This is a genomic window from Streptomyces sp. P9(2023), from assembly GCF_032436795.1.
GTDB lineage: Bacteria > Actinomycetota > Actinomycetes > Streptomycetales > Streptomycetaceae > Streptomyces.
In genome coordinates, this window is sequence record NZ_JAUPWM010000005.1 from 134,653 (window position 1) to 160,341 (window position 25,689).

The following is a 25,689-nucleotide window of genomic DNA, read 5'->3' on the forward strand; positions in this document are numbered from 1 at the left end:
GCTTCTGGGCGGAGGCCGGACGTCGAAGGTCGGAGGTCGAAGTTCGGAGCCTACGCCAGAATGATCGAACGGCAGGAGTTTCGATCATTCGCTCCGAACGCATTGACCTTCGATCGAAGCCTGTTGATGATTCCGGGGGACGACGACGTCCGCCTCAGGGAGCATCATGCCCACGCCGCCCGAGAACCGTGAGCTCAGCCCGTACACCGGCTGGACCCGCGCCCACTGGGAGGACGCCGCCGACCGACTCCTCCTCGCCGTACGGCCGTACGCCTCACCCCGCCACGGCCGCTTCGACCTGCCAGGCCCCCGCCCCAGCTGGTCCGGCGTCCGCTCCGACGGCCTCGAAGGCCACGCCCGTACGTTCCTGCTCGCCGCCCTCCGCGTCGCGGGCGCCCGGGGCGCGGACCCATGCGACCACCTGTCCCGGTACGCCGAGGGCCTGGCCGCCGGCACCGAGGCACCGGGCGGGGACGGCCCCGACTCCTGGCCGCCCCTCACCGACGTACGGCAGGCCGTCGTCGAATCCGCCTCCGTCGCCCTCGGGCTCCGGATGACCCGCCCCTGGCTCTGGGACACCCTGGACGACCGCACCCGGCAGCGCGCCGTCGACTGGCTGCTGCCCGCCCTCGAACCCTCCCCGGTCGACAACAACTGGTGGCTCTTCGGCCTCACCGTCGCCGGCTTCCTCCAGGACGCCGGCATCGAGACGGACCGCGCGGCCGCCACGATCGACCGCTCCCTCGACCGGATCGAGCAGTGGTACCTCGGCGACGGCTGGTACAGCGACGGCGACAACCGCGCCTTCGACCACTACAACGCCTGGGCCCTGCACTTCTATCCGGTCCTGCACGCCCACCTCTCCGGAGACCAGGACCTCCTCGCCCGCTACGGCCCCCGGCTGCGCGCCCACCTCGCCGACCACGCCCACCTCTTCGACGCGAACGGCGCCCCGCTCCCGTACGGCCGCTCCCTCACGTACCGCTTCGCCGCGGCCGCCGCCCCCTGGCTCGGCGCGCTCACCGGGCACACCCCGCTCACCCCGGGCGCCACCCGCCGCCTCGCCTCCGGCACCCTGCGGTACTTCCTCGACCGGGGCGCGTGCGACGAGCGCGGGCTGTTCACCCTCGGCTGGCACGGCCCGCACGCGCCGGTCGTCCAGAGCTACTCGGGCCCCGCCTCCCCCTACTGGGCGGCCAAGGGCTTCCTCGGACTGCTCCTCCCCGCCGAGCACCCCGCCTGGACCGACCCCGAGGAACCCCTCCCCGCCGAACGCGCCGACACTGTGCGCCCCGTGGCCCCGGCCGGGCTGCTCCTCCAGACCACCGCCGCCGACGGACTCGTACGCCTCCACAACCACGGCAGCAACCATGTGGCGAGCGACCCGGCGGGCGACGACGACTCGGGCTACGCCCGCTTCGCGTACTCGACGCGCACAGGCCCGACGACGGCGCCCGACCAGCCCGACAACCACTTCGCCTTGGTGATCGACGGCCGCCTGACCCGCCGCGGCCCGGCAACGCCCCTGGGCACCGGCCCCGACTGGGCGTGCTCCCTCTCCACCCCGATCCCCGGGATCCGGGTCCTCTCGGCGACCCTGGCCCACGGCCGGGCCGAGGTCCGCGCCCATCTCGTCCTGGGCGCCCCCGCCGGAACTCCCGTACGCCAGACGGGCTGGGCCACCACGCCGGACGGCCCGACCGCCCAACTCCATCCCGTCCACGGCTACCCGCCGGCCGCCGAGACCGTCGAACTCACCACGGGCGCCACGCTCCAGGGCGGGCCGGCCACCCGTACGGCCGCCCTGCACGGCACCACCACCGGCCCCGAAACCCTCTTCGTAGCCCTGGCGTCCCTCACCGCCGAACCCTCCCCACCCCCCGTCACCACGCTCGCAACGGTCCAGATCACCGCCCAAAACATCCAAGTAACCTGGCAAAACGGCCCCACAACCTGCCTAGCCCTGGAAACCCACCCCCTCCGCTAGCGCGACACCCGCCCGCCCCGCCCCCCCCCGTTGTGGGCATTCGTTCCGCTGGGGCGGAACGGGTGGGCACAACGGAACGGCGCCTTGGCGGGCGCGTCCGCCCCGTTCCCCTACGGCCACCCCGAGCGCCCTGCACGCGCAACGGCCCGGGGGGTGCGGCTCCGGGCTCCTGTGCGGAAGGCGCCCGCATGGGGCGCCGTCCCGTGTGCCCACCCTCCCCCAAGCTCTCGGCTTCGCTCGAGCAGGGGGACCCCCATCGCCCCAGCGGAACGATTGCCCACACGGGGGTGGGAGGGAGGCGGGCTCCCCGCACGCGCGGGGATGGGAGGGGAGGCGGGCCCCCCGCACGCACGAGGGTGGAGGGGTTACTTCGGGCCGTACTTGCGGCCCGCCTTCGACGACACCCCGCCCAAAAGCCCCCGCGGCGCCAGCTTCACCACACCCATCAGCGCCTTGTATCGCGGATCCGGGATCGACAGCGACTTCCCCCGCGCCAGATCATTCAGCGCCTCCGCCACCAGCTTGTCCGCGTCGAGCCACATCCAGCCCGGGATGTTGTCCGTCCCCATCCCCGCCCGGTCGTGGAACTCCGTCCGTACGAATCCCGGGCACAGCGCCATCAGACGCACCCCGCTGCCCGCCAGATCCCGCGCCGCGCCCTGCGTGAACTGCACCACCCACGCCTTGGACGCCCCGTACGTGCCGCGCGGCACGAACGCGGCCACCGAGGCCACGTTGACGACCCCGCCCCGGCCCCGGGCGCGCATGGACTCCGCCGCCGCCGACGTCAGCCGGAGCACCGCCTCGCAGTGCACGGTCAGCATCTTCAACTCGTCGGCCATGGAGACTTCCAGGAACCGGCCCTTGTTGCCGAACCCCGCGTTGTTCACCAGCAGGTCCACCGGCTGCTTGGGGTCGGAGAGCCGGGCCTCCACGGCCGCGATCCCCTTCTCCTCGGACAGGTCCGCCGCCAGGACCTCGGCCTCGATGCCGTGCCGGTCGTGCAGTTCGGTCGCCTGCTCCCGCAGCCGCGTCACATCCCGGGCCACGAGCACGACATCGTGTCCGTCCGCCGCCAGCTTCCGCGCGAACGCGGCCCCGATCCCCGCCGTCGCGCCCGTAATCAGTGCAGTCGTCATACGCGGCAACGTTAGTGCCCCGCGCGAAGACACCGGAGGTCAGGAGCCACTGCCGTACTTCTCCACGTACACGCGCGCGTGCTCGGCGGTCTCCGGGTGCAGCGCCTCGCCCGCCGCGAGCACGCGCGGCAGCAGCGGCCGCTCGGTCGTCAGGGCCTTGAACTCGAAGGCCACGGTCACCTCGTGGTCCGGGCGGTGCACCACCTCGATGGCGTCGCCCGCCCGGATCTCGCCCGGCTCGACGACCCGCAGGTACGCGCCCGGCACGCCCTCCCGGGTGAACCGCTTGACCCAGCCCTGCTCGCCGAGGTGCCCCTGGAACGTCCGGCACGGGATCCGGCTGGAGCTGACCTCCAGGATCAGATCGGCGCCGATCCGCCAGCGCTCGCCGATCCTGGCGCCGGTCACGTCGACGCCCTCGGTGGTGAGGTTCTCGCCGAAGGCGCCGCTCGGGACCGGCCGGCCGAGGAGCTCCGCCCAGCTGTCCAGGTCCTCGCGCGCGTACGCGTAGACGGCCTGGTCGTTCCCGCCGTGGTGCCGGGAGTCGCACACGGTGTCCCCGGCGACCCCGCTTCTGCCGACCCCCTTGGGCCCGGGCGCGGTCACCCGCACCGGCCCCTCCACCGGCTGCTTGTCGATGCCGGTCACGCCCTCGGGATGGTCGGTGTACGCGACGGTCTTCGGGCGGCCCAGATTCAGGGACAGAAGCTTCATGAGGGAACAATAGGCGACCCTCCTCAAAGCGTCGACCGAATATTCGACGAGAGCTACAAGCTTCGCTTATGCTCGACGTATGATCGAGGCCCGCCATCTCCGCGTCCTGCGCGCCGTCGCCGCGACCGGCTCCTTCTCCGCCGCCGCGCGCGAACTCGGCTGCACCCAGCCCGCGGTGAGCCAGCAGATGAAGGCGCTGGAGACCTCCGCCGGCACACCCCTGCTGATCCGGACCGGCCGCGAGATGCGGCTCACGCAGGCGGGCGAGGCCCTCGTCCGGCACGCCTCCGGCATCCTCGCGGGTCTCACCGCCGCCGAGGAGGAGGTCGCCGCGATCGCGGGGCTGCGCGCCGGCCGTGTCCGGCTCGTCTCCTTCCCCAGCGGCAGTTCGACGCTCGTCCCCACAGCCCTCGCCGCCCTGCGCGCGGCGCACCCCGGCACGCGCGTCTCACTGGTCGAGGCAGAGCCGCCGCGCTCGATCGAGATGCTCCGCGAGGGCGACTGCGACGTGGCCCTCGCGTTCCGTTACGGAGCGGGGCAGGCGGAGTGGGACGACCTGATCGTCCGGCCGCTGCTCGCCGACCGCCTGGTGGGCCTGGTCCCGGAGGGGCACCGGCTCGCCGACGTGGAGGCCGTGGGGATAGCCGAACTGGCCGACGAGTCCTGGATCGCGGGCTGCCCGCGCTGCCGGCGCCAGTTGGTGGACGTGTGCGAGGAGGCGGGGTTCACCCCGCGCATCGACTTCGCCACCGACGACTACCCGGCGGTCGTCGGACTCGTCGGCGCCGGTCTCGGGGTCGCGGTCCTGCCGCAGCTCGCCATCGAGTCCGTACGCCCCAAGGGCGCGCGGACCGTGGTCGTGGAACCGGCCGTGGAGCGCGAGATCGTCGCCCTCACCCTGCCGGACCTGGCTCAGGTCCCGGCGGTCGCGGCGACCCTGGACGAGCTGACCCGCGCGGCGGGCGTCGCGGCCACACGCGCGTAGGGGCCTGTCGGGCCCGAGGGGCGCGCCGACCCTGTCGCGCGGCATGCCCCGGGGCCGCGTGCGGCGCGACACCGTGCTCGGCCGGTCCCGGCCGTCATCGTTCGAGCAGAAACGTTCCTTCAGACCTTCGGTTCCGCCGGCTCAGGCATGCCCCATGCGTGCCGAACCGGCTGCCGACGCCGCCGCCGAAGCCGTGGCCGAAGCCGTGATCAGGCGGTTGCGGGCTCGTCCCATGAGCTCTTCGCGTTCGTCCTCGGTGAGGCCGCCCCATACGCCGTAGGGCTCGCGTACCGCGAGTGCGTGTGCCGCGCACTCCGCGCGTACCGGGCACCGCATGCAGACCTCTTTCGCCGAGTTCTCACGCGCACTCCGTGCCGCGCCGCGCTCTCCCTCGGGGTGGAAGAACAGGGAGCTGTCGACTCCGCGGCAGGCCGCGAGCAGTTGCCAGTCCCACAGATCGGCGTTGGGTCCGGGAAGGCGGGAGAAATCTGCCATTGCGCTTGTCCCCTTGAAACCGTGTCGAACGGATAGGTGGGCGGGTGGATGGCTGATGTACCGGGGGCCCTTCAACCCCCCGTGGGTCTCGCGTACCCGATCTCGCGGGCTCGACCCGACCGTACAACTACTGTCTAAGTAGATGTAAATATGACTCATTGCGAATCTAGCCACAGACACCACAAAAAGGGAAGAAAACCCGCTAAATGGGGCATAGCTTCCAGTGAAGGACGGATGACCCGCGTGGCTCTCCTCCGCGTTCGCTCCCTCACGTAGAGTGTCGAATGCGGCCGCCCGACCCGTAACTCTTTCGAGTGACCGTCGTTGAGAGTGCGGAGGCGGTTGAAGGAACAAGCGCTCGGGCAGGTGTCCGAGGGTGTCAACCGCACAGGTGACGATACGTACCAGCCCTGGAGGCTCAAGGTGACGCGCATCAGCTGCGGAGGGCGGCCATGACATCCGTCCTCGTCTGCGACGACTCCCCGCTTGCCCGAGAGGCTCTTCGCCGTGCGGTCGCGACCGTGCCCGGCGTCGAGCGCGTGACTACCGCGGCCAACGGCGAGGAAGTCCTCCGCCGCTGGGGCGCGGACCGCTCGGACCTGATTCTGATGGACGTACGCATGCCCGGTCTGGGCGGCGTGGAGACCGTCCGCCGACTGCTGTCCGCCGACCCCGGCGCCCGCATCATCATGCTGACCGTCGCCGAGGACCTGGACGGTGTCGCGCTCGCGGTCGCCGCCGGTGCCCGCGGGTATCTGCACAAGGACGCCTCGCGCGCCGAGCTGCGGGCCACGGTCACCCAGGCCCTCGCCGACCCGACCTGGCGGCTCGCCCCGCGCCGGCTGCGGTCGGCCGAGATGGGCGCGGCGCCGACGCTCACCGCGCGTGAGATCCAGGTGCTCGAAGGCATGAGCCACGGCCGGTCCAACGCGGAGATCGGGCGCGAGCTCTTCCTCTCCGAGGACACGGTGAAGACACACGCGCGGCGGCTGTTCAAGAAGCTGGGCGCGTCGGACCGGGCGCACGCCGTCGCCCTCGGGTTCCGGTGGGGCCTGGTCCGCTAGGCCGCGACGACCGGCCGCGTCCCCGTCCGCCCCGCGCGGACGGGGCGGCAGTCCGGGACCCGCGAGGCGGCGGTCGGGTACCGCGAAAGGTCGCGGCCGGGGCCCCGCCACGGCGGCGGCCCGGGCCTCCGATACGCCGGCTTGTGTCACTTCCGCGCGGGATGCCGCATCCTTGAGGGTGTGGAGTTCCTCGGGGACGAGTCGATCGAGCGGAAGGGGAGGGCGCAGGAGATGAGTTCCGGCGCACCTGCTCATAACGCTTCGGTGCACAACTACGGACGCGGTGCCACGGATCCTCAGACGTCAAGGCACCATGGAGCGATGCGCGACGACGAGACCGTGGGTTCCCCCACGCCCGTGGGGCCAGGGGAGATCGGTGCACTCGTTCACCGTGCCGTCGAGGGCGACGAACAGGCCACGCACGACCTGCTGGCCCGCGTGCACCCGCTCGCCCTGCGCTACTGCCGTACGCGACTGAACCGGCTGCCCGGTGATGCTCGCCACTTCGTCGAGGACCTCGCGCAGGAGGTCTGCGTCGCCGTCCTGATGGCCCTGCCGCGCTACAAGGACACGGGCAGGCCCTTCGAGGCCTTCGTCTTCGCCATCGCCGGACACAAGGTCGCCGATCTCCAGCGCGCCGCGATGCGGCACCCGGGATCGACGGCCGTGCCGTCCGACGAGATGCCCGAGCGGCCCGACGACTCCCTCGGCCCCGAAGAGCGCGCGCTGCTCAGCGACGATGCCGAATGGGCCAAGAGACTCCTCGCCAACCTGCCGGAGAACCAGCGCGAGCTGCTGGTGCTGCGGGTGGCGGTCGGCCTCACGGCCGAGGAGACCGGCCAGATGCTCGGTATGTCCCCCGGGGCGGTACGGGTCGCGCAGCACCGCGCGCTCAGCCGGCTGCGGGCCCTGGCCGAGCAGTAAGGGTCGACGGGGCCCAGTAGCCCTCACGTACACGTACGAACGTCCAAAGCTGCTCTCTGGTCTTGATCGTGGAATGAGACACCGTCGAGGCCCGTTAGCATGGACATCCGCACCGATCAAGGCCATTTGGGGAAGGTGTCATGACTGCCAACGTCGACGGAGTGCCCGAGAAATTCGCGACACTCGGGCTGACCTACGACGACGTGCTGCTGCTGCCGGGCGCGTCGGAAGTACTGCCGAACGCGGTCGACACCTCGTCCCGTATCTCGCGCAACGTCCGGGTGAACATCCCGCTGCTCTCCGCCGCGATGGACAAGGTCACCGAGTCCCGCATGGCCATCGCCATGGCGCGGCAGGGCGGCGTCGGTGTGCTGCACCGCAACCTGTCCGTCGAGGACCAGGTCAACCAGGTCGACCTCGTGAAGCGCTCCGAGTCCGGCATGGTCACCGACCCGATCACGGTGAGCCCGGACGCCACGCTCGCCGAGGCGGACGCGCTGTGCGCCAAGTTCCGGATCAGCGGTGTCCCGGTCACCGACGGCGCGGGCAAGCTGCTCGGCATCGTCACCAACCGCGACATGGCCTTCGAGTCCGACCGCAGCCGTCAGGTCCGCGAGGTCATGACGCCGATGCCGCTCGTCACCGGCAAGGTCGGCATCAGCGGTGTGGACGCCATGGAGCTGCTGCGCCGCCACAAGATCGAGAAGCTTCCGCTCGTCGACGACGCCGGTGCGCTCAAGGGGCTCATCACCGTCAAGGACTTCGTGAAGGCCGAGAAGTACCCGTACGCGGCCAAGGACGCCGAGGGCCGGCTGCTCGTCGGCGCCGCGGTCGGCGCCAGCCCGGAGGCGCTCGAGCGCGCCCAGGGGCTCGCCGCCGCCGGTGTGGACTTCCTGGTCGTGGACACCTCGCACGGCCACAACAGCAACGCGCTGAGCTGGATGTCGAAGATCAAGTCCAGCGTGAACGTCGACGTGATCGGCGGCAACGTGGCGACCCGTGACGGCGCCCAGGCCCTCATCGACGCCGGTGTCGACGGCGTCAAGGTCGGCGTCGGGCCCGGCTCGATCTGCACCACGCGTGTCGTCGCCGGTATCGGCGTTCCGCAGGTCACGGCCATCTACGAGGCCGCGCTCGCGGCCCGCGCGGCCGGGGTCCCGGTCATCGGCGACGGCGGCCTGCAGTACTCGGGCGACATCGGCAAGGCGCTGGCCGCCGGTGCCAGCACGGTGATGCTGGGCAGCCTGCTCGCGGGTTGCGAGGAGTCGCCCGGCGAGCTCCAGTTCATCAACGGCAAGCAGTTCAAGTCGTACCGCGGCATGGGCTCGCTCGGCGCCATGCAGTCCCGCGGCCAGGGCCGGTCGTACTCGAAGGACCGCTACTTCCAGGGCGAGGTCGCGTCCGACGACAAGCTCGTGCCCGAGGGCATCGAGGGCCAGGTGCCCTACCGCGGTCCGCTGGCCAACGTGCTGCACCAGCTCGTCGGCGGTCTGCGCCAGACCATGGGCTATGTGGGTGCCGCCACCATCGACGAGATGGAGTCCAAGGGCCGCTTCGTCCGGATCACCTCCGCGGGCCTCAAGGAGAGCCACCCGCACGACATCCAGATGACGGTCGAGGCGCCGAACTACAGCAGGAAGTAACGCAGCGCGACACGTGGGGCGGTTCCGGCATGTGGCCGGAACCGCCCCACGCGCGTGTGTCGGGGATACTGGTAGGCGCAGACGTAGAGGGAAAGGCCACACATCGTGACTGAGATCGAGATCGGGCGCGGCAAGCGCGGCCGCAGGGCGTACGCGTTCGACGACATCGCCGTCGTACCGAGCCGGCGCACCCGGGACCCGAAGGAGGTCTCGATCGCCTGGCAGATCGACGCCTACCGCTTCGAGCTCCCCTTCCTGGCCGCCCCCATGGACTCGGTCGTGTCGCCGCAGACCGCCATCCGCATCGGCGAGCTGGGCGGACTCGGCGTCCTGAACCTCGAAGGCCTGTGGACCCGGTACGAGGACCCGCAGCCGCTGCTCGACGAGATCGCCGAGATGGACGAGGCCACCGCGACCCGCCGGCTGCAGGAGATCTACGCGGCTCCGATCAAGGAGGAGCTGATCGGGCAGCGCATCAAGGAGGTGCGCGACTCGGGTGTCGTCACCGCCGCCGCGCTCTCCCCGCAGCGCACCGCGCAGTTCTCCAAGGCCGTCGTCGACGCCGGCGTGGACATCTTCGTCATCCGCGGCACGACGGTCTCCGCCGAGCACGTCTCGGGCGCGGCCGAGCCGCTGAACCTGAAGCAGTTCATCTACGAGCTCGACGTCCCGGTCATCGTCGGCGGCTGCGCCACGTACACCGCGGCCCTGCACCTGATGCGCACCGGCGCGGCGGGTGTCCTGGTCGGCTTCGGCGGCGGCGCGGCGCACACCACGCGCAACGTGCTCGGCATCCAGGTCCCGATGGCGACCGCGGTCGCCGACGTGGCCGCGGCCCGCCGCGACTACATGGACGAGTCCGGCGGCCGGTACGTGCACGTGATCGCCGACGGCGGCGTGGGCTGGTCGGGCGACCTGCCGAAGGCGATCGCCTGTGGCGCCGACTCGGTCATGATGGGCTCCCCGCTGGCCCGCGCCACGGACGCGCCGGGCAAGGGCCACCACTGGGGCATGGAGGCCGTCCACGAGGACGTGCCGCGCGGCAAGCTGGTCGACCTGGGCATCGTGGGCACGACCGAGGAGATCCTCACCGGCCCGTCGCACTCCCCGGACGGCTCGATGAACTTCTTCGGGGCCCTGCGCCGCGCGATGGCGACCACGGGCTACAGCGAGCTCAAGGAGTTCCAGCGCGTCGAGGTCACCGTCGCGGATTCGCAGCACAAGCGCTGACGTTCGCCTGCTGTACGGGAAGGGCCCCGCACCGGTCGGTGCGGGGCCCTTCTCGCGTGCCGGGGCGTTCAGCCGGCGACCTTCCTGGTGATGGCGAAGCCCTCGTAGCCGGCGATGGCGTAGAAGAGCAGGTCCATGACGCCCAGTTCGGCCTTCCAGGCCTCGAAGAGGAGCGAGAACTCGGTGGTGAGCAGCTCGCCGACCCCGATGGGGGCGCCGTCGAGCCCCGCCCACCAGCTGGCCATCAGGGCGAAGCCGAAGAGCTGGCCGGCGAAGACGCCGAGCAGGGCGAGCGGGACACCGGCGATCGGCAGGATCGGGTTGCGGCCGCCGACCTTGCCGAGTGCGAACCCGACCAGCGCGCCGACGGCCAGGGCCAGCAGGCCGATCTGGGTGTAGCTGCCGTCCTCCTTGGCGAAGGCGCGCATCAGACCGCCGTAGGCGAGCGCCCCGGCGACGGTGGCGCCGACGCCGGCCGCGAGGCCGAGGCCCAGGCTGTTGCGCGCGGGCGCGGGCGCCGGAGCGGCCGGGTACGGGGAGGGCGCGCCGTCGGCGAACGGGTTGCCGGGCGGCGGAACGGGCTGAGACATGGTGCTGATCCCCCCAGGGACACGTACACGCACGGATGTGCGAGAGAAGAGCCCGGAGACTAGCAGTCCGCTCGGACGGTGTGCCTGGGGGATTCGGGGAGGGTTTCGGGAAGGGCTCGGGGCGGTTTTCGGGGAGCTCAGAGTCGGTGGGCCGCGCCGGCCGGGGTGGCGCCTCGGGTGTCGAGGAGGAGTTGGGCCTTCACCGCCAGGCCCTGGAGGTCGTACGTGCGGTGGTGCTGCAGAAGCACCGTCAGGTCGGCGTGGGCGGCGGCCTCGTAGAGGGAGTCCGCGCGGGGGACCGGGAGGTCGCGGACGCGCCAGTCCAGGACGTGCGGGTCGTGGTAGCTGACCACGGCGCCGAGGTCCATCAGCCGGCGTGCGATCTCGTCGGCGGGGGAGCTCTCGCGGTCGGCGAGATCGGGTTTGTACGTGATGCCCAGCAGAAGCACCCTGGCTCCCCGGGCCGACTTGCCGTGCTCGTTGAGGAGCGTCGCGCAGCGCTGGATGACGTACTGCGGCATGCGTTCGTTGACCTGGGTCGCCAACTCGACCAGCCGGAGCGGACGGTGCGGGCCGATCGTGTCGACCGGCACTCCGTGGCCGCCCACGCCGGGTCCTGGGCGGAAGGCCTGGAAGCCGAAGGGCTTGGTCTCGGCGCAGCGGATGACGTCCCAGAGGTCGACGCCGAGGTCGTGGCAGAGCACCGCCATCTCGTTGACCAGGGCGATGTTGACGTGCCGGAAGTTGGTCTCCAGGAGCTTGACCGTCTCGGCCTCGCGCGGGCCACGCGCGCGTACCACCTTGTCGGTCAGCCGGCCGTAGAACGCGGCGGCGGACTCCGTGCAGGCGGGGGTGAGGCCGCCGATGACCTTGGGGGTGCCCGCGAAGCCGTGCGCGCGGTTGCCAGGGTCGAGCCGGCCGGGGGAGTACGCGAGATGGAAGTCGCGGCCCGCGCGCAGCCCGGAGCCCTCCTCCAGGAGGTCCCGCAGCACACCTTCGGTGGTGCCGGGGTGGACAGGCGATTCGAGCAGCACGGTGGTGTGCGGGCGCAGCCGCGCGGCGAGGGCGCGGGCGGCGTCGGCGACGGCGGTGAGGTCGAGGGTCCGGTCCGGGCCGAGTGCGGTCGGGGCGCAGATGACCGCGGTACGGACCCGGCCGAGTTCGGCCGGGTTGGTGGTGGGCCGGAAGCCCCCCGAGAGCATCCGGCGGATCTCCGACGCGGTGAGCGAGCCGTCGACGGGCGGGCGCCCGGCGGCGAGTTCGGCGACGGGGCGGGGGTCGGTGTCGTAGCCGATGGTGTCGATGCCGGCGGCGATCGCGGCCTGGGCGAGGGGGAGTCCGAGGTGGCCGAGGCCGATGACGGCGAGATCAGCGGGCATGGGGGTGGGCCGTCCTTCCCAATAGCCGGAGGGGACGAGACGCGCAAGCCCGGTGGACAGAACGAGGCGAGCGCAATGTCAGACTAGGCGTAAATATGACCGATATGCCGCATTGTGTGGTCAAAGGTTGCCGAGTGTTATCCACAGGCGGTGGCTGAAGTCGGAGGGCCGGGACAGAATCGAGTCTGTGAGCCCGATCACGCGGGGGACGACGGGAGGCAGCGGTGAGGACAGCGACACTGGGACCGGCCGAGCGCGCCGAGGCGCTGGCGGCGATGGCCGAGCGCGAACTGGACGTGCTGGTGGTGGGCGCCGGCGTGGTCGGCGCCGGGACGGCCCTCGACGCGGTCACGAGAGGTCTTTCCACCGGCCTCGTCGAGGCCCGGGACTGGGCCTCCGGCACCTCCAGCCGGTCGAGCAAGCTGATCCACGGCGGCCTGCGCTATCTGGAGATGCTGGACTTCGCGCTGGTGCGCGAGGCGCTGAAGGAGCGCGGCCTGCTCCTGGAGCGGCTCGCCCCCCATCTCGTGAAGCCCGTCCCTTTCCTCTATCCCTTGCAGCACAAGGGCTGGGAGCGGCTCTACGCGGGCTCGGGCGTCGCGCTGTACGACGCGATGTCGGTCTCGTCGGGGCATGGGCGGGGGCTGCCGGTGCACCGCCACCTCTCCCGGCGCAACGCCCTGCGGGTCGCCCCCTGCCTGAAGAAGGACGCCCTGGTCGGCGCGTTGCAGTACTACGACGCCCAGATGGACGACGCCCGCTTCGTCGCCACAATGGTCCGCACGGCCGCGAGCTACGGAGCGAAGGTCGCCAGCCGCGCGCGGGTCATCGGCTTCCTGCGCGAGGGCGAACGGGTGGTCGGCGCCCGGGTCCAGGACGTCGAGGCGGGCGGGGAGTACGAGATCCGCGCGAAGCAGCTGGTGAACGCGACCGGGGTGTGGACGGACGACACCCAGGCGCTCATCGGGGAGCGGGGTCAGTTCCACGTACGGGCGTCGAAGGGCATCCATCTGGTCGTACCGAAGGACCGGATCCACTCCAGCACCGGACTGATCCTGCGGACCGAGAAGTCCGTCCTCTTCGTCATCCCCTGGGGGCGGCACTGGATCGTCGGCACCACGGACACCGACTGGGACCTGGACAAGGCCCACCCGGCCGCGTCCAGCGCCGACATCGACTATCTCCTTGAGCATGTGAACAGCGTCCTGGCGACCCCGCTCACCAGGGACGACGTCCAGGGGGTGTACGCGGGCCTGCGGCCGCTGCTGGCCGGCGAGTCGGACGCCACGAGCAAGCTGTCGCGCGAACACACCGTCGCGCACCCGGTCCCGGGCCTGGTCGTGGTGGCCGGCGGCAAGTACACGACCTACCGGGTGATGGCCAAGGACGCCGTGGACGAGGCCGTGCACGCGCTCGACCAGCGGGTCGCCGCCTGCGTCACCGAGGACATCCCGCTCCTGGGCGCCGAGGGCTACAAGGCCCTGTGGAACGCGAGGGCCAGGATCGCCGCGAGAACCGGACTCCATGTCGTGCGCGTCGAGCATCTGCTCAACCGGTTCGGGTCGCTGACGGAGGAGATCCTGGAGCTCATCGCCGCCGACCCCGGCCTCGCCGAGCCGTTGACGGGAGCGGAGGACTATCTGCGCGCCGAGATCGTCTACGCGGCCTCGCACGAGGGCGCCCGGCATCTGGACGACGTCCTGACCCGGCGTACCCGGATCTCGATCGAGACCTTCGACCGCGGGACGCGCGTGGCGCGGGAGTGCGCCGAGCTGATGGCCCCGGTGCTCGGCTGGGACGAGCGCCAGATCGAGAAGGAGGTGGAGCACTACGAGAAGCGGGTGGAGGCGGAGCGGGAGTCGCAGCGGCAGCCGGACGACCTGACGGCGGACGCGGCACGGCTCGGGGCGCCGGACATCGTGCCGATCTGATCCGTTCGGACGGTCCTGGGCGAACTCGGCCTCCGAGAGGGGACGTTGGGGGCGGGGTGCGGCATCCTGTTCGTACGGGTGCGGAACCCGAGGGGGGTGTGTCGGCGTCGGGTGCCATGGCGGGATCGCTTTCCCGCGGGTCCGTCCTCCCGGAGTCTGGACCCGGGAGCGAGATCGGTCCCGGGGTGAGAGACAATGGGCTCTCTTCCAGGGCGGGTTACCGCATCGCGCGGGAAGCGGCGGACGCGGGCGAAGATCAGGGATCGCAGAGGGGACGCATGTCGGAGGCGGAGCAGTCGCGGGACACGGCGCGGGACCCTCGGCGGGACGCCGGCGCGGGTGCCGGAACCGACGGCGACCTGGGCGCGGTTCCCGCGGCACGTGAGGCGGAGCCGGACGAGAAGTCGGGCACGGACGCCGGTAATGGCGCGGGTAGGGACAAGGGCGCGGGCACGGACGCTGCCGGGACCGCCGGCGTGGCCGACGCGGCGCCCGGTGAGCCGGAGAAGGATGCGCCGGAGGACGCGGTGAGGGGTTCGGCGAAGGTTTCCGAGCCTTCCGACGCGGTGCCTTCCGACGCCGTGCCTTCCAGCGCCGTGCCTTCCGACGCGGTGCCGGCCGAGGCGCCCGTGCTCAGGAAGTCCGCCAGGGCTGCGGCGCCCGAGGAGCGGTTGCTCGCGGGGCGGTACCGGCTCGACGGGGTGCTCGGACGCGGCGGCATGGGCACCGTGTGGCGCGCGGTCGACGAGACCCTGGGCCGGACCGTGGCCGTCAAGGAGCTCCGCTTCCCCAACAGCATCGACGAGGACGAGAAGCGACGCCTCATCACCCGGACCCTGCGCGAGGCGAAGGCCATCGCCCGGATCCGTAACAACGGCGCCGTGACCGTCTACGACGTCGTCGACGAGGACGACCGGCCGTGGATCGTCATGGAGCTCATCGAGGGCAAGTCCCTCGCCGACGCCGTCCGGGAGGACGGCACGCTCACCCCGCACCGCGCCGCCGAGGTCGGTCTCGCCATCCTCGACGTGCTCCGTTCCGCGCACCGTCAGGGCATCCTGCACCGCGACGTGAAGCCGTCGAACGTCCTGATCGCCGAGGACGGCCGGGTCGTCCTCACCGACTTCGGCATCGCGCAGGTCGAGGGCGACCCGTCGATCACCTCCACCGGCATGCTCGTCGGCGCGCCCTCGTACATCTCGCCCGAGCGCGCCCGTGGCCACAAGCCCGGCCCGGCCGCCGACATGTGGTCGCTGGGCGGACTGCTGTACGCGAGCGTCGAGGGCAGCCCGCCGTACGACAAGGGCTCCGCGATCGCGACGCTCACCGCGGTGATGACCGAGCCCGTCGATCCGCCGAAGAACGCCGGGCCGCTGCTTGAGAAGGTCATCTACGGCCTGCTGGCCAAGGACCCGGCGCAGCGGCTCGACGACGCCGGTGCGCGCGTGCTGCTCCGGGCCGTGCTCGACGCGCCCGCGCCCGCGCCGGTCGTGGAGCCGGAGCCGTCGGCCGAGGCCACCAGAGTCGTGCCGCTGCCCCCGGTCCCCCCGGAGCCGCCGAAGCAGGCGCGGTCCGGCGCCAAGGAGAAGGCTCCGGAAGCGGGCACGGGCGCCGAGCGGATGCGCGGCGCGCTGAAGTCCGTACGGAACGCGGCCGCCACGGCACGGTCCGAGCAGAAGCCCCGGCCCGAGCCGATCCAGGGCGGCAGCAGACCGGCGCAGCCACGGGCCTCGCTCACCGACGTCGTACCGCGCCGCACGCTCGTCATCATCGCGGGGATCGTGGTCCTCGCCCTGCTCGGCACCATCCTCGCGGTCTCGCTCGGCGGCGGTGACGACGACAAGGACACCAAGGGCGGCGGCAAGGGCGACGACAGGACGACCTCCGCGGGCGCCACGGCCGGCAACGGTGGCACCGACACCCAGGGCAAGGGTCAGACCCCGAGCGACCCCGGCCAGCAGGGCGGCGACCAGCCGACCGACCCGGGGTCCGGCTCGGGCTCGGGCTCGGGCGGGCAGAGCGGTACGCCGTCGGGGAAGCCGAGCAACGGCGCGCCCGGGACGCAGCTGCCCGCCGGGTACACCATGGTGACGAACAGCCGGTTCCACTTCACCATGGCGATGCCGTCCACGTTCAAGCTCAACGGAATAGCGGGCCGGAACTCGGGCGGGATCTTCAACGAGGACGGCGGATACCCGCGCGTCCAGGTCGACTACAACAGCAGCCCGAAGGACGATGCGGCCTCCGCCTGGGCGGCCGCCGTTGCCGGTGTCTCCGCCTCCAGCAACGGCTACCGCCACATCGGCATCAAGCGCGTCTCGTACAACGGGTACCCGACGGTCGCCGACTGGCAGTTCGAGCGCACCGAGAAGGGCAAGCGCGTCCGGATACTCAACCGGGGCTTCAAGGTCGACGCCACGCACGGCTACTCGATCATGATCACCTGCGAGTCGGACAAGTGGGACGCCGCCGCGTGCAAGACGCTGCGGGAGACGGCGTTCGCCACGTTCAGCCCCAAGGACTGACCGGCGCCACGTATCGTGAGAGTCCGGGGACCGTACGCAGCCGAAATGCATCGCCAAATGTACGGTCCAGGATCGGAATTGACGGTTTCGCGCGGTCCGGGCGATGCATGAGCTGACGGGATCCGTACGGCCCGGGGGACAGCGCGCTCGGTGGGGAGGCGTCGTGGACGACTACGCGGGAAGGGTGCTCGCCGACCGCTATCGCCTGCCCGTACCGCCGCAGGACGCGTACGAACTCGTCGAGACGCGCGCCTTCGACACCTACAGCGGGCAGGAAGTCCTGGTCCACCAGGTCCCGTTGCCCGAGGTGATCGACGCCGAGGTGGTCGACGAGGACGGCACCGGCTTCACCCCGCACCGGGCGAGTTCGGGCCGGGCGACCCGGCGGCCGGCCGATCCGGCGGTGCGGCGCGCCGTCGAGGCGGCCCAGGCGGCCGCGCAGATTCCGGACCACCCCCGGCTCGACCAGGTCTTCGACGTGTTCGCGGAGGCCGGTTCGCTGTGGATAGTGAGTGAACTGGTCGCGGCCAGGCCGCTGGCGGCGCTCCTCGCCGAGCGCCCGCTGAGCCCGTACCGCGCGGCCGAGATCGGCTCCGAGGTCCTCACCGCCCTACGCGCCCTGCACGCCCACGGCTGGACCCACCGGAACATCACCCCCCGGACCGTGCTCGTCTGCGACGACGGCCGCGTGGTGCTGACCGGCCTCGCGGCGGGCGCGGCGGAGGAAGCGCTGTGCGGGTACGCCCCGGTGCCGCTCACCGACGAGGACGAGCCGGCGCCGCCGTACGGAGACACGGACGAGGGCGACGGCGAACACGACGGCGAAGGAGACGACGGCGACGGGTTCGGTCAGGAGTGGCCTGGCGACCGGGAGGAGCCGTCGGCGGGTACGGGCGAACCGGTCGTACGTCCCGAGCTGCCGGCGAGCACGCCCCCGCCGGCCGCCGACGTACGGGCCGCCCGCGCGGGCGCCATCGCCGCGTACCGGGCGGGAGCCCGCGCCGCCGCGCACATCGGTGAGACCGGGGCCGTACCGGTACAGCGCCCGACCCCCGAGCCCGTCCCGGAGCGCGCCCCCGAGCCCGTCCCGGAGCCCGCCCCCGAGGCCGAACCGCCCTCCGCCCAGCTCCCGATGGCGCCCGCGCCCGTGCCCGCGCAGGGGCTCGGGCCCGAGCCGCAGTGGTGGTCCCAGACCGGGGACGACGAGGACGAGGACGACAACGACGACGAGTACCCGGCGCCGTACCGCAAGGGGTACGGGCAGGACGGCGGCGGCGGGCCGACCCGCGCGATGCTCGCCGGGACCTGGAGCGACGGCCCGCACGCCTCGCGCGACGCCTCCGGGCCTGTCCCCGCGGGCGGCAGCCCGGTGCTGCCCGCCCTCCCCGCCGGCTACACCCCGGCGCCGGTCCCTGAGCCCGGACGGGTACGCGTACCCGCACCGGCCTCCGGAGCCTGGGACGGGCCCGCCGAGGCGGACGACGCGCCGCCCACGTCCGTGTACCGGGGCCCCGCCACCCGGCTCGCCGCCGAACGCGCCCGCCAGGCCAGGATCGCCGTCGTCGGCGCGGTCACCGAGCGCTGGGCGCCCGAACAGGCGGGACCGGTCCACGAGAACTGGCGCCTGGCCCCGCCCATCGGCCCCGCCACCGACCTGTGGGCGCTCGGCGCGCTCCTCTACCGCGCCGTCCAGGGACACGCCCCGTACCCCGAGGACAGCGCCGCCGAGCTCGTCCAGCTGGTCTGCGCCGAGCCCCCGGCCTACGCCGAGGAGTGCGGCCCGCTGCGGCCCGTCGTGGAGTCCCTGCTCCGCCAGGACCCCACCGAGCGCCCCGACTTCGAGGAGCTGAGCGGCTGGCTGCGCTCCCTCGTCCGTTCCGCCCCGGAGCCCGACGCGGGCGTGGGCGTCGTGCCGCTGCCGTCCGAGGACGCCACGCGCCTGCCCGTCGTACGGCGCCGGGGCGAGCTGGTGCGCAGGCGCCGAGGGGGCGGCGCGGCGGGAGGCCGCCACCGCCACCGGAAGGGGAAGGGCCGGCAGGACGAAACCGTGGCCGTACGGCAGGACGAGCGGTCCGAGCGGTACGAGCCCGCCCACGTACAAGAGCAGCGGTCCGATCAGCGGTCCGGCAGGCGTCAGGAGTTCCCGCAGGAGCACTTCCACGAGGAGCTCCCGCAGCGTGCCCCGCGCCCGCCCCGGGCCTCGCGCGGCGCGGCCGGAGGGGCCCGTTCCGCGCGCTCCCTCGGCCTGACGCTGCTGCTCCTGGTCATGCTGCTGCTCGTCGGAGTCGTCGCGTACGCCGTGCTGTTCATGCCCAAGGACGGCGCCGAGGGCCGGCAGCCCGCGGGGCAGTCCGTCACCCCGACGACGGGGTCGAGCGCCAAGCCGAGTGCGACGCCCAGCGCCAAGCCGAGCACGACGCCCGGCTCCAAGCCCGGTTCGGAGAAGACCACCCCGCCGGCCACCACCCCCAGCACACCGGCCCTGGCCGCCGGGTACACGCTCCAGAAGGACCCGGAGGGCTTCGAGATCGGCGTCGCCGACGGCTGGCGGCGCAGCCCGATCAACGACGCCGGGCAAGTCCGCTACACCGGGGGTGACTTCGTCCTGATCGTCGTACCGGGCCGGGACACCGTGCAGGCCAACGGCTCGGATCCGATGGCGTACCAGCGCACCAAGGAGCGCGAGCTCCAGCCGTGGCGGGACTCCTCCTGGTCCAGCGCCTCCGGTCTGCGCCGGATCGAGGTGGGCCGGCAGGTCATGGCGGTGGGTCAGTTCACCTGGCAGGACACCACCGGGCGTGAGGTCTTCGTCCGCAACCTCGCCCTGATCGAGGACGGCCGCTACCACGTGGTCCAGGTCATCGGCCCGGAGAGCGAACGCGACAAGGTGTCCGAGCTCTACGACCAGGCGGTGAAGGCCTACCGGGCCACCCGCTGAAATGCGCCGGTTCCGCCACCCGCTGAACGCACCACCGCTGAAACGCCCGAGACCCGCCACCGGCTGAAACACGCCATCACCGCATCATCTGAATCGCGCCACAGGCTGAAACGCGCCGAAACGCGTCGAACCGGGCCCGAACGGGGTCACAGTGCGGTTCCTTTGCGAGCCCCGAGGTTCCGTCCTCCGTCTCCCCCTCCGTAACCTGGCATCCGAAGGAACGGGCGGGGGACTGTGGAACATTCTCAGGGCACGGAGACGGGCACGGGGTTGCTGCTGGCCGGACGGTACAGGCTGGGCGAGACCATCGGTCGCGGCGGCATGGGCAAGGTCTGGCGGGCGCACGACGAGGTCCTGCACCGGGTGGTCGCGGTCAAGGAGTTGACGGCGGGTCGGTTCGTGGCCGAGGCCGACCGCCTCGTGCTGCACGCCCGTACGCAGAAGGAGGCCCGCGCCGCGGCGCGGATCACCCACCCCGGCGTGGTCACCGTCCATGACGTGCTGGAGCACGACGACCGCCCGTGGATCGTCATGCAGTACGTCGACGGGCCCTCGCTCGCGGACGCCGCGAAGGAGGCCGGCACGATCGAGCCCCGCGAGGCGGCGAGGATCGGGCTGCACGTCCTCGGGGCGCTGCGCGCCGCGCACGCCGCGGGAGTGCTGCACCGGGACGTGAAGCCCGGCAACGTCCTGCTGGCCCGCGACGGACGGGTCCTGCTCACCGACTTCGGCATCGCGGCCATCGAGGGCGACTCGACGATCACCCGGACCGGTGAACTCGTCGGTTCCATCGACTATCTGGCACCGGAGCGGGTACGGGGCGGGGACCCCGGCCCCGCCTCCGACCTCTGGTCGCTCGGCGCGACGCTGTACACGGCGGTGGAGGGCACCTCGCCGTTCCGCCGGACCTCGCCGATCAGCACCATGCAGGCCGTCGTGACCGAGGAGCCGACGCACCCGGCGAAGGCCGGCGCGCTGGCCTCCGTCATCGTCGCGCTGCTCCGCAAGGACCCGGCGGGCCGGCCGGGCGCCGACGAGGCCGAGCGGATGCTGCTCGACGCGATGGAGGGCCGTACTCCGCAGGCGGCGCAGGCCTACGTACCGACGCAGCGGGTCGGACCGGAGGAGCTGACCTCGGCCACCGCCCAGCTCCCGGCCGCCTCGGACCCCACCTCCTCGTCGACGGCCGGCCGCGGCCCCACCGCGACCCCGATCTCCACCCCCGCGCCCCACCCGGCCCGCCTTGAGCCCAAGGGCAGGGGACGCTGGCGTACGGCGGTCCTGGCGGCCGTGCTCGCCGGTCTGATCGCCGGGGGAGCCGTCTTCGCCGCCATGAACGACTCCAGCGGCGCCCAGAGCGGGGACACCGGCGGTCGCGGCACGGGCCCCACCGTGACGGAGCGGACCCCGCCCGCCGTCCCGGCCGGCTGGCACCGGGTCGACGACGAGAAGGGCTTCAGCCTGCTCGTCCCCGACGGGTGGAAGCGGCAGACCGACGGCGACAACGTCGACTACACGCCGGACAACGGCAAGCACCGGATCCGGATCAGCATCGATCCGACGCCCGACTTCGAGAACCCGTACGTGCACGCGCTGGACCTGGAGAAGACCCTCAAGAAGCGCATGAAGTACCAGCGGATCAAGCTCAACCAGAACACCTACCGCGACCAGGTCCGCTCCGCCCGGTGGGAGTTCACCTGGTACGAGAAGCAGGAGTTCCCGGGCCCGAGGCACGCGATCGACCAGATGTACTTCGGGGACGACGGCACCGAGTACGCCTTGTACATGTCCTCACCGGAGTCCAGCTGGGAGACCACCCGGCAGCAGTTCGACGTCGTCGTGCAGCACTGGCGGGCCCCGGGCGAGCAGAGCGGCTGAGTCCGGCCGAGTCGGCGGGGTATCCGCGAGATCGCACTCCCGCCCGACCGTGAGCCCCTGATCAGGGCTTATGTGCCAGCGATCGCTGGCGCGATTGTGTGTAGGCGGTGAAAACGCGTTACCGACGGGTACCCAAAGGCCGGTTCGCGGCCTACCCTCGGCCTCATGACGGACTCGCAGGCACTCGCCACCCCGGCCACCGCCACCCCCGGCACGAACCCCCTCGCGCCCTCGCCGGCCGGTGCCCGCACCGCCGCCGACGTGGTCACGCCGGAGGTGGTCGCCCAGCTCACCCGCGGCGTCGCCGGTTCCGGCCGTACCGCCAACCACACCCCCTTCACCGGGGAGAAGCTGGCCGACCTGCCCGAGTCCACCCCCGAGGACGTCGCCGAGGCCTTCGCCCGCGCCCGCGCCGCCCAGGGCGCCTGGGCCGCGGCCCCCGTCAGGGCTCGCGCCGCCGTACTGCTCCGCTTCCACGACCTGGTCCTCGAGCGCCAGGCCGAGGTCCTCGACCTCATCCAGCTGGAGACCGGCAAGGCCCGGCTGCACGCCCACGAAGAGGTCATGTCGGTCGCCGTCGCCGCCCGCCACTACGGCCGCAAGGCCCCCGCCTACCTGCGTCCCAAGCGCCACACCGGCGTCGTACCGACCCTCACCAAGGTCACCGAGCTGCGCCAGCCGCGCGGTGTCGTCGGCCAGATCGCGCCCTGGAACTACCCCCTGGAGCTGTCGGTCGGCGACGCGCTGCCCGCCTTCGTCTCGGGCAACGCCGTCGTGATGAAGCCCGACACCGAGACCGCGCTCACCGCGCTCTGGGCCCGTGACCTGCTCATCGAGGCCGGGCTGCCCGCCGAGGTCTTCCAGATCGTCATCGGCGAGGGCCCGGTCGTCGGCCCCGAGGTCGTCAAGCACGCCGACTACGTCTCCTTCACCGGCTCGACCAGTACCGGCCGCCAGGTCGCCCAGGGCGCCGCCGCCCGGCTCGTCGGCGTGAGCCTCGAACTCGGCGGCAAGAACGCCATGCTGGTCCTCAAGGACGCCGACATCGAGAAGGCCGCCGCCGGTGCCGTCCGCGCCTGCTTCTCCTCCGCCGGACAGCTCTGCATCTCCATCGAGCGGCTGTACGTCCACGAGTCGGTCGCCGACGACTTCGTCGCCCGGTTCGCCGCCCGTACGAAGGCGATGCGGCTCGGCAACTCCCTCTCCTACGGCGCCGACATGGGCTCCCTCGTCGGCACGCGCCAGCTGGAGACGGTGACCAAGCACGTCGAGGAGGCCGTCGCCAAGGGCGCCAAGCTGGTCGCCGGCGGCGTCGCCCGCCCCGACATCGGCCCGCTCTTCTACGAGCCGACCATCCTCGACGGCGTCGAGGGCCCGATGGCCGTCTGCACCGAGGAGACCTTCGGCCCGGTCGTCTCCATCTACCGCTTCAAGGACGAGGACGAGGTCGTCGAGCTGGCCAACGCCACCCCGTACGGCCTCAACTCCTCCGTCTGGACGAAGGACTCCCGGCGCGGCCACGCCGTCGCCGCCCGGCTGCGCACCGGCACGGTCAACATCAACGAGGGGTACGCGCCCGCGTACGGCAGCGTCCAGGCGCCGATGGGCGGCATGAAGGACTCCGGGCTCGGCCGGCGCCACGGCTCGGAGGGCATCCTCAAGTACACCGAGGCCCAGACCGTGGCCCAGCAGCGGCTGATCCCGCTCGCACCCTCCTTCGGGATGGACGACGAGAAGTACGCCGCGTTCATGAGCCTGTCCCTGAAGGCGATGAAGGCCCTCCGCCTGCGCTGACGCCGCCCCCGTCCGTATTCCGCTTACGCCCCTTTTCGTACGAGGAGAGCCATGACCGCGGTACCCCCTGCCCGAAATCAGGTCGAGGACGCCCTGGACTCGGCGGACGACTCCGACGCGTACGGAAACGACGCGTACGACTACGACGTCATCGTCGTCGGCTCCGGCTTCGGCGGCTCGGTCACGGCGCTGCGCCTGACGGAGAAGGGCTACCGGGTCGGCGTCCTGGAGGCCGGCCGCCGCTTCGCCCGCGCCGAGCTGCCCAAGAACTCCTGGGACCTGAAGAACTTCCTCTGGGCCCCCGCCCTCGGCCTCTACGGCATCCAGCGCATCCACCTGCTGGGCAACGTGATGGTCCTGGCGGGCGCGGGCGTGGGCGGCGGTTCGCTGAACTACGCCAACACCCTCTACGTACCGCCCGCGCCGTTCTTCGACGACCCGCAGTGGAAGGACATCACGGACTGGCAGGAGGAGCTGGCCCCGTACTACGACCAGGCCAAGCGGATGCTGGGCGTCCGGCTCAACCCGACGATGACCCCTTCGGACGTCCACCTCAAGGCGACCGCGCAGGCCATGGGGATCGGTGACACCTTCCACATGGCGCCGGTCGGGGTCTTCTTCGGCGACGGCGAGGACGCCGAGGGTACGGCGAAGGCCAAGCCGGGCACCGAGGTCGCCGACCCGTACTTCGGCGGCGCGGGGCCGACGCGCAGGGCCTGCACCGAGTGCGGCGAGTGCATGACGGGCTGCCGGCACGGCGCCAAGAACACCCTCAACGAGAACTACCTCCACCTCGCCGAGAAGGCAGGCGCCGTCGTCCACCCGATGACCTCGGTGGTCGCCCTGACGGAGGACTCGCGGGGCGGGTACGCGGTCAAGACGCTCCCGACCGACAAGCGGCGGAAGGGCCAGGGCCGTACGTTCACGGCCCGGCGGGTCGTCATAGCGGCGGGTACGTACGGCACGCAGACCCTGCTCCACCGGATGAAGGACTCCGGCCTGCTGCCCCGGATCTCGGCCCGGCTCGGCGAGCTGACCCGTACCAACTCCGAGGCGCTCGTCGGCGCGCAGACCACCGACCGGCGCTACCGCAAGAAGCACGGCGCGGCGAAGGCCGGCTTCACGCGCGGCGTCGCGATCACCTCCTCGATCCACCCGGACGAGAACACCCACATCGAGCCGGTCCGCTACGGCAAGGGCTCCAACGCCATGGGCGGCATGACCGTCCTCCAGGTGCCGTACGGCGCCCACCGGGTACGGAACTGGCTCCTGGAAATGGTCAAGCACCCCACCCTCGCCGTCCGCTCCCTCTCCAACCGCCGCTGGTCGGAGCGGACGATCATCGGCCTCGTCATGCAGTCCCTGGACAACTCCCTGACGACGTACCGCAAGCCGGGCGGCCTCGGAAAGGGCCTGCTCACGGCCCGCCAGGGGCACGGCGCGCCGAACCCGAACCAGATCGCCGAGGCGACCCGGGCGGCCTCCCTGCTCGCCGAGGAGATCAACGGGTTCGCCGGCTCCAACATCGGCGAGCTGATGGGCACCCCGCTCACCGCGCACTTCCTGGGCGGCTGCCCGATCGGCGCGGACGCCGAGTCCGGTGTCATCGACCCGTACCACCGGCTCTTCGGGCACCCGGGCATCTCGGTCGTCGACGGGGCGGCGGTCTCCGCCAACCTCGGCGTCAACCCGTCGCTGACGATCACGGCGCAGGCGGAGCGGGCGATGTCCTTCTGGCCGAACAAGGGCGACGAGGACCCGCGCCCCCGGCAGGGCGAGTCGTACATGCGTCTCACGGCCGTCGCCCCGAAGGCGCCGACGGTCCCGGCGGACGCGTTCGGCGCGCTGAAGCTGCCGTTCCTGGGGATCCCGGCGGTCCCGCCGAAGAAGGCGTAGTCACTCCTGGACACGGAAAAGGCGCTGCACCCCCCTCCGAGTGCAGCGCCTCTCCAGTTTCTGGGTGGTGCCGCATGCATGACCTGTGACTGGGGGGATTGGTTGTAGGCCGAGCCGGGAAATGTCATGTGACGCGCGTCACATGCATATGCCCGGGCAGGTGCGCGTGCGGGTGCGCGTGCATGCGCAAGGGCCCCGGGACGCGATTCCGGTCGCGTCACGGGGCCCTTGGCGGTCGGCACCGGTGTCAGGGCAGCGGCGGTGCCGAGGGGGAGCGACGCCGGGGGGTGCGCCGCGAGGGGTATGTGGGGAGGAAGGGACGGGAGGTATGGGGTGTTCGTCTGGACCGGTTGCGGTCGGCCCCGGGCGTCCCCGGGGCCGACCGCCCTTTACGGGTGACCGGGCTGCTGTCCCCTGCCGTCCGGTCACGCGCGCTGGGGCGAGGTCCCACGACGTACTTGCGGTACGTCACACGCCCCAGCGAAGCCACGCGTGGTTTTTTCGGGGCCGCCCCTGGCTGGCACGGACAACGGGACCAACGAAGGGGTGCGGGAGCCGGTCACGCGCCGTACGGGTG

17 protein-coding genes are annotated in these 25,689 nt (G+C 72.1%); 12 read left to right on the top strand and 5 right to left on the bottom strand.

Going from position 1 to position 25,689, the window contains the following annotated elements; genetic code table 11:
• The first annotated feature begins 166 nt into the window (after positions 1-166).
• Complete coding sequence (locus Q5762_RS10005; protein WP_315891643.1) at positions 167-1,987, top strand: DUF2264 domain-containing protein; 1,821 nt, start codon at positions 167-169, stop codon at positions 1,985-1,987.
• A gap of 365 nt (positions 1,988-2,352) precedes the next feature.
• Here Q5762_RS10005 and Q5762_RS10010 read toward each other — a convergent pair whose 3' ends face one another.
• Both Q5762_RS10010 and Q5762_RS10015 read right to left on the bottom strand, forming a co-directional pair.
• Positions 2,353-3,126 carry an SDR family oxidoreductase gene (locus Q5762_RS10010; RefSeq protein WP_315891644.1) on the bottom strand — a complete coding sequence of 258 codons (774 nt, stop codon included), beginning with the start codon at positions 3,124-3,126 and terminating at the stop codon, positions 2,353-2,355.
• 39 nt (positions 3,127-3,165) lie between these two features.
• Positions 3,166-3,840: an MOSC domain-containing protein gene (locus Q5762_RS10015; RefSeq protein ID WP_315891645.1), complete on the bottom strand. Its 675-nt coding sequence runs from the start codon at positions 3,838-3,840 to the stop codon at positions 3,166-3,168.
• Positions 3,841-3,919: 79 nt separating this feature from the next.
• Between Q5762_RS10015 and Q5762_RS10020 the strand changes: the two genes are divergently transcribed.
• Positions 3,920-4,825, top strand: coding sequence for a LysR family transcriptional regulator (locus tag Q5762_RS10020; protein ID WP_315891646.1), 906 nt, complete (start codon positions 3,920-3,922; stop codon positions 4,823-4,825).
• 141 nt (positions 4,826-4,966) lie between these two features.
• On the opposite strand, the gene Q5762_RS10025 is transcribed toward Q5762_RS10020, so the two are convergent.
• Positions 4,967-5,320: a WhiB family transcriptional regulator gene (locus Q5762_RS10025; RefSeq protein ID WP_315891647.1), complete on the bottom strand. Its 354-nt coding sequence runs from the start codon at positions 5,318-5,320 to the stop codon at positions 4,967-4,969.
• A gap of 452 nt (positions 5,321-5,772) precedes the next feature.
• Between Q5762_RS10025 and Q5762_RS10030 the strand changes: the two genes are divergently transcribed.
• The 4 genes from Q5762_RS10030 (at position 5,773) to Q5762_RS10045 (ending at position 10,181) form a co-directional block, all read left to right on the top strand.
• On the top strand, positions 5,773-6,384 hold the full coding sequence (locus tag Q5762_RS10030) for a response regulator transcription factor (RefSeq protein ID WP_003948568.1): 612 nt from the start codon (positions 5,773-5,775) through the stop codon (positions 6,382-6,384).
• Positions 6,385-6,705: 321 nt separating this feature from the next.
• Entirely contained in the window at positions 6,706-7,308 is a 603-nt protein-coding gene (locus Q5762_RS10035; protein ID WP_315891648.1) for a sigma-70 family RNA polymerase sigma factor, read from the top strand.
• Between the two features lie 140 nt (positions 7,309-7,448).
• Positions 7,449-8,951: an IMP dehydrogenase gene (guaB, locus tag Q5762_RS10040; RefSeq protein ID WP_315891649.1), complete on the top strand. Its 1,503-nt coding sequence runs from the start codon at positions 7,449-7,451 to the stop codon at positions 8,949-8,951.
• 105 nt (positions 8,952-9,056) lie between these two features.
• A complete protein-coding gene (locus Q5762_RS10045; protein ID WP_315891650.1) occupies positions 9,057-10,181 on the top strand; it encodes a GuaB3 family IMP dehydrogenase-related protein in 1,125 nt (374 codons plus the stop codon).
• A 68-nt stretch (positions 10,182-10,249) separates the two neighbouring features.
• On the opposite strand, the gene Q5762_RS10050 is transcribed toward Q5762_RS10045, so the two are convergent.
• Together Q5762_RS10050 and Q5762_RS10055 are read right to left on the bottom strand one after the other, a co-directional pair.
• Positions 10,250-10,771 carry a hypothetical protein gene (locus Q5762_RS10050; protein WP_315891651.1) on the bottom strand — a complete coding sequence of 174 codons (522 nt, stop codon included), beginning with the start codon at positions 10,769-10,771 and terminating at the stop codon, positions 10,250-10,252.
• Between the two features lie 137 nt (positions 10,772-10,908).
• Positions 10,909-12,150 (bottom strand): nucleotide sugar dehydrogenase, encoded by a 1,242-nt coding sequence (locus tag Q5762_RS10055; protein WP_315891652.1) that lies wholly within the window; start codon positions 12,148-12,150, stop codon positions 10,909-10,911.
• A gap of 224 nt (positions 12,151-12,374) precedes the next feature.
• Here Q5762_RS10055 and Q5762_RS10060 point away from each other — a divergent pair, with 224 nt between their 5' ends.
• The 6 genes from Q5762_RS10060 to Q5762_RS10085 all read left to right on the top strand — a co-directional run bounded on the left by Q5762_RS10060 (position 12,375) and on the right by Q5762_RS10085 (position 25,112).
• A complete protein-coding gene (locus Q5762_RS10060; RefSeq protein WP_315891653.1) occupies positions 12,375-14,081 on the top strand; it encodes a glycerol-3-phosphate dehydrogenase/oxidase in 1,707 nt (568 codons plus the stop codon).
• Positions 14,082-14,359: 278 nt separating this feature from the next.
• Positions 14,360-16,606 carry a serine/threonine-protein kinase gene (locus Q5762_RS10065; RefSeq protein WP_315891654.1) on the top strand — a complete coding sequence of 749 codons (2,247 nt, stop codon included), beginning with the start codon at positions 14,360-14,362 and terminating at the stop codon, positions 16,604-16,606.
• Between the two features lie 163 nt (positions 16,607-16,769).
• Complete coding sequence (locus Q5762_RS10070; RefSeq protein WP_315891655.1) at positions 16,770-19,544, top strand: serine/threonine protein kinase; 2,775 nt, start codon at positions 16,770-16,772, stop codon at positions 19,542-19,544.
• A 234-nt stretch (positions 19,545-19,778) separates the two neighbouring features.
• Positions 19,779-21,422: a protein kinase domain-containing protein gene (locus Q5762_RS10075; protein WP_315891656.1), complete on the top strand. Its 1,644-nt coding sequence runs from the start codon at positions 19,779-19,781 to the stop codon at positions 21,420-21,422.
• 165 nt (positions 21,423-21,587) lie between these two features.
• Entirely contained in the window at positions 21,588-23,216 is a 1,629-nt protein-coding gene (locus Q5762_RS10080) for a succinic semialdehyde dehydrogenase (RefSeq protein WP_315891657.1), read from the top strand.
• A 51-nt stretch (positions 23,217-23,267) separates the two neighbouring features.
• Positions 23,268-25,112, top strand: coding sequence for a GMC family oxidoreductase (locus tag Q5762_RS10085; protein ID WP_315891658.1), 1,845 nt, complete (start codon positions 23,268-23,270; stop codon positions 25,110-25,112).
• Positions 25,113-25,689: the final 577 nt, after the last annotated feature.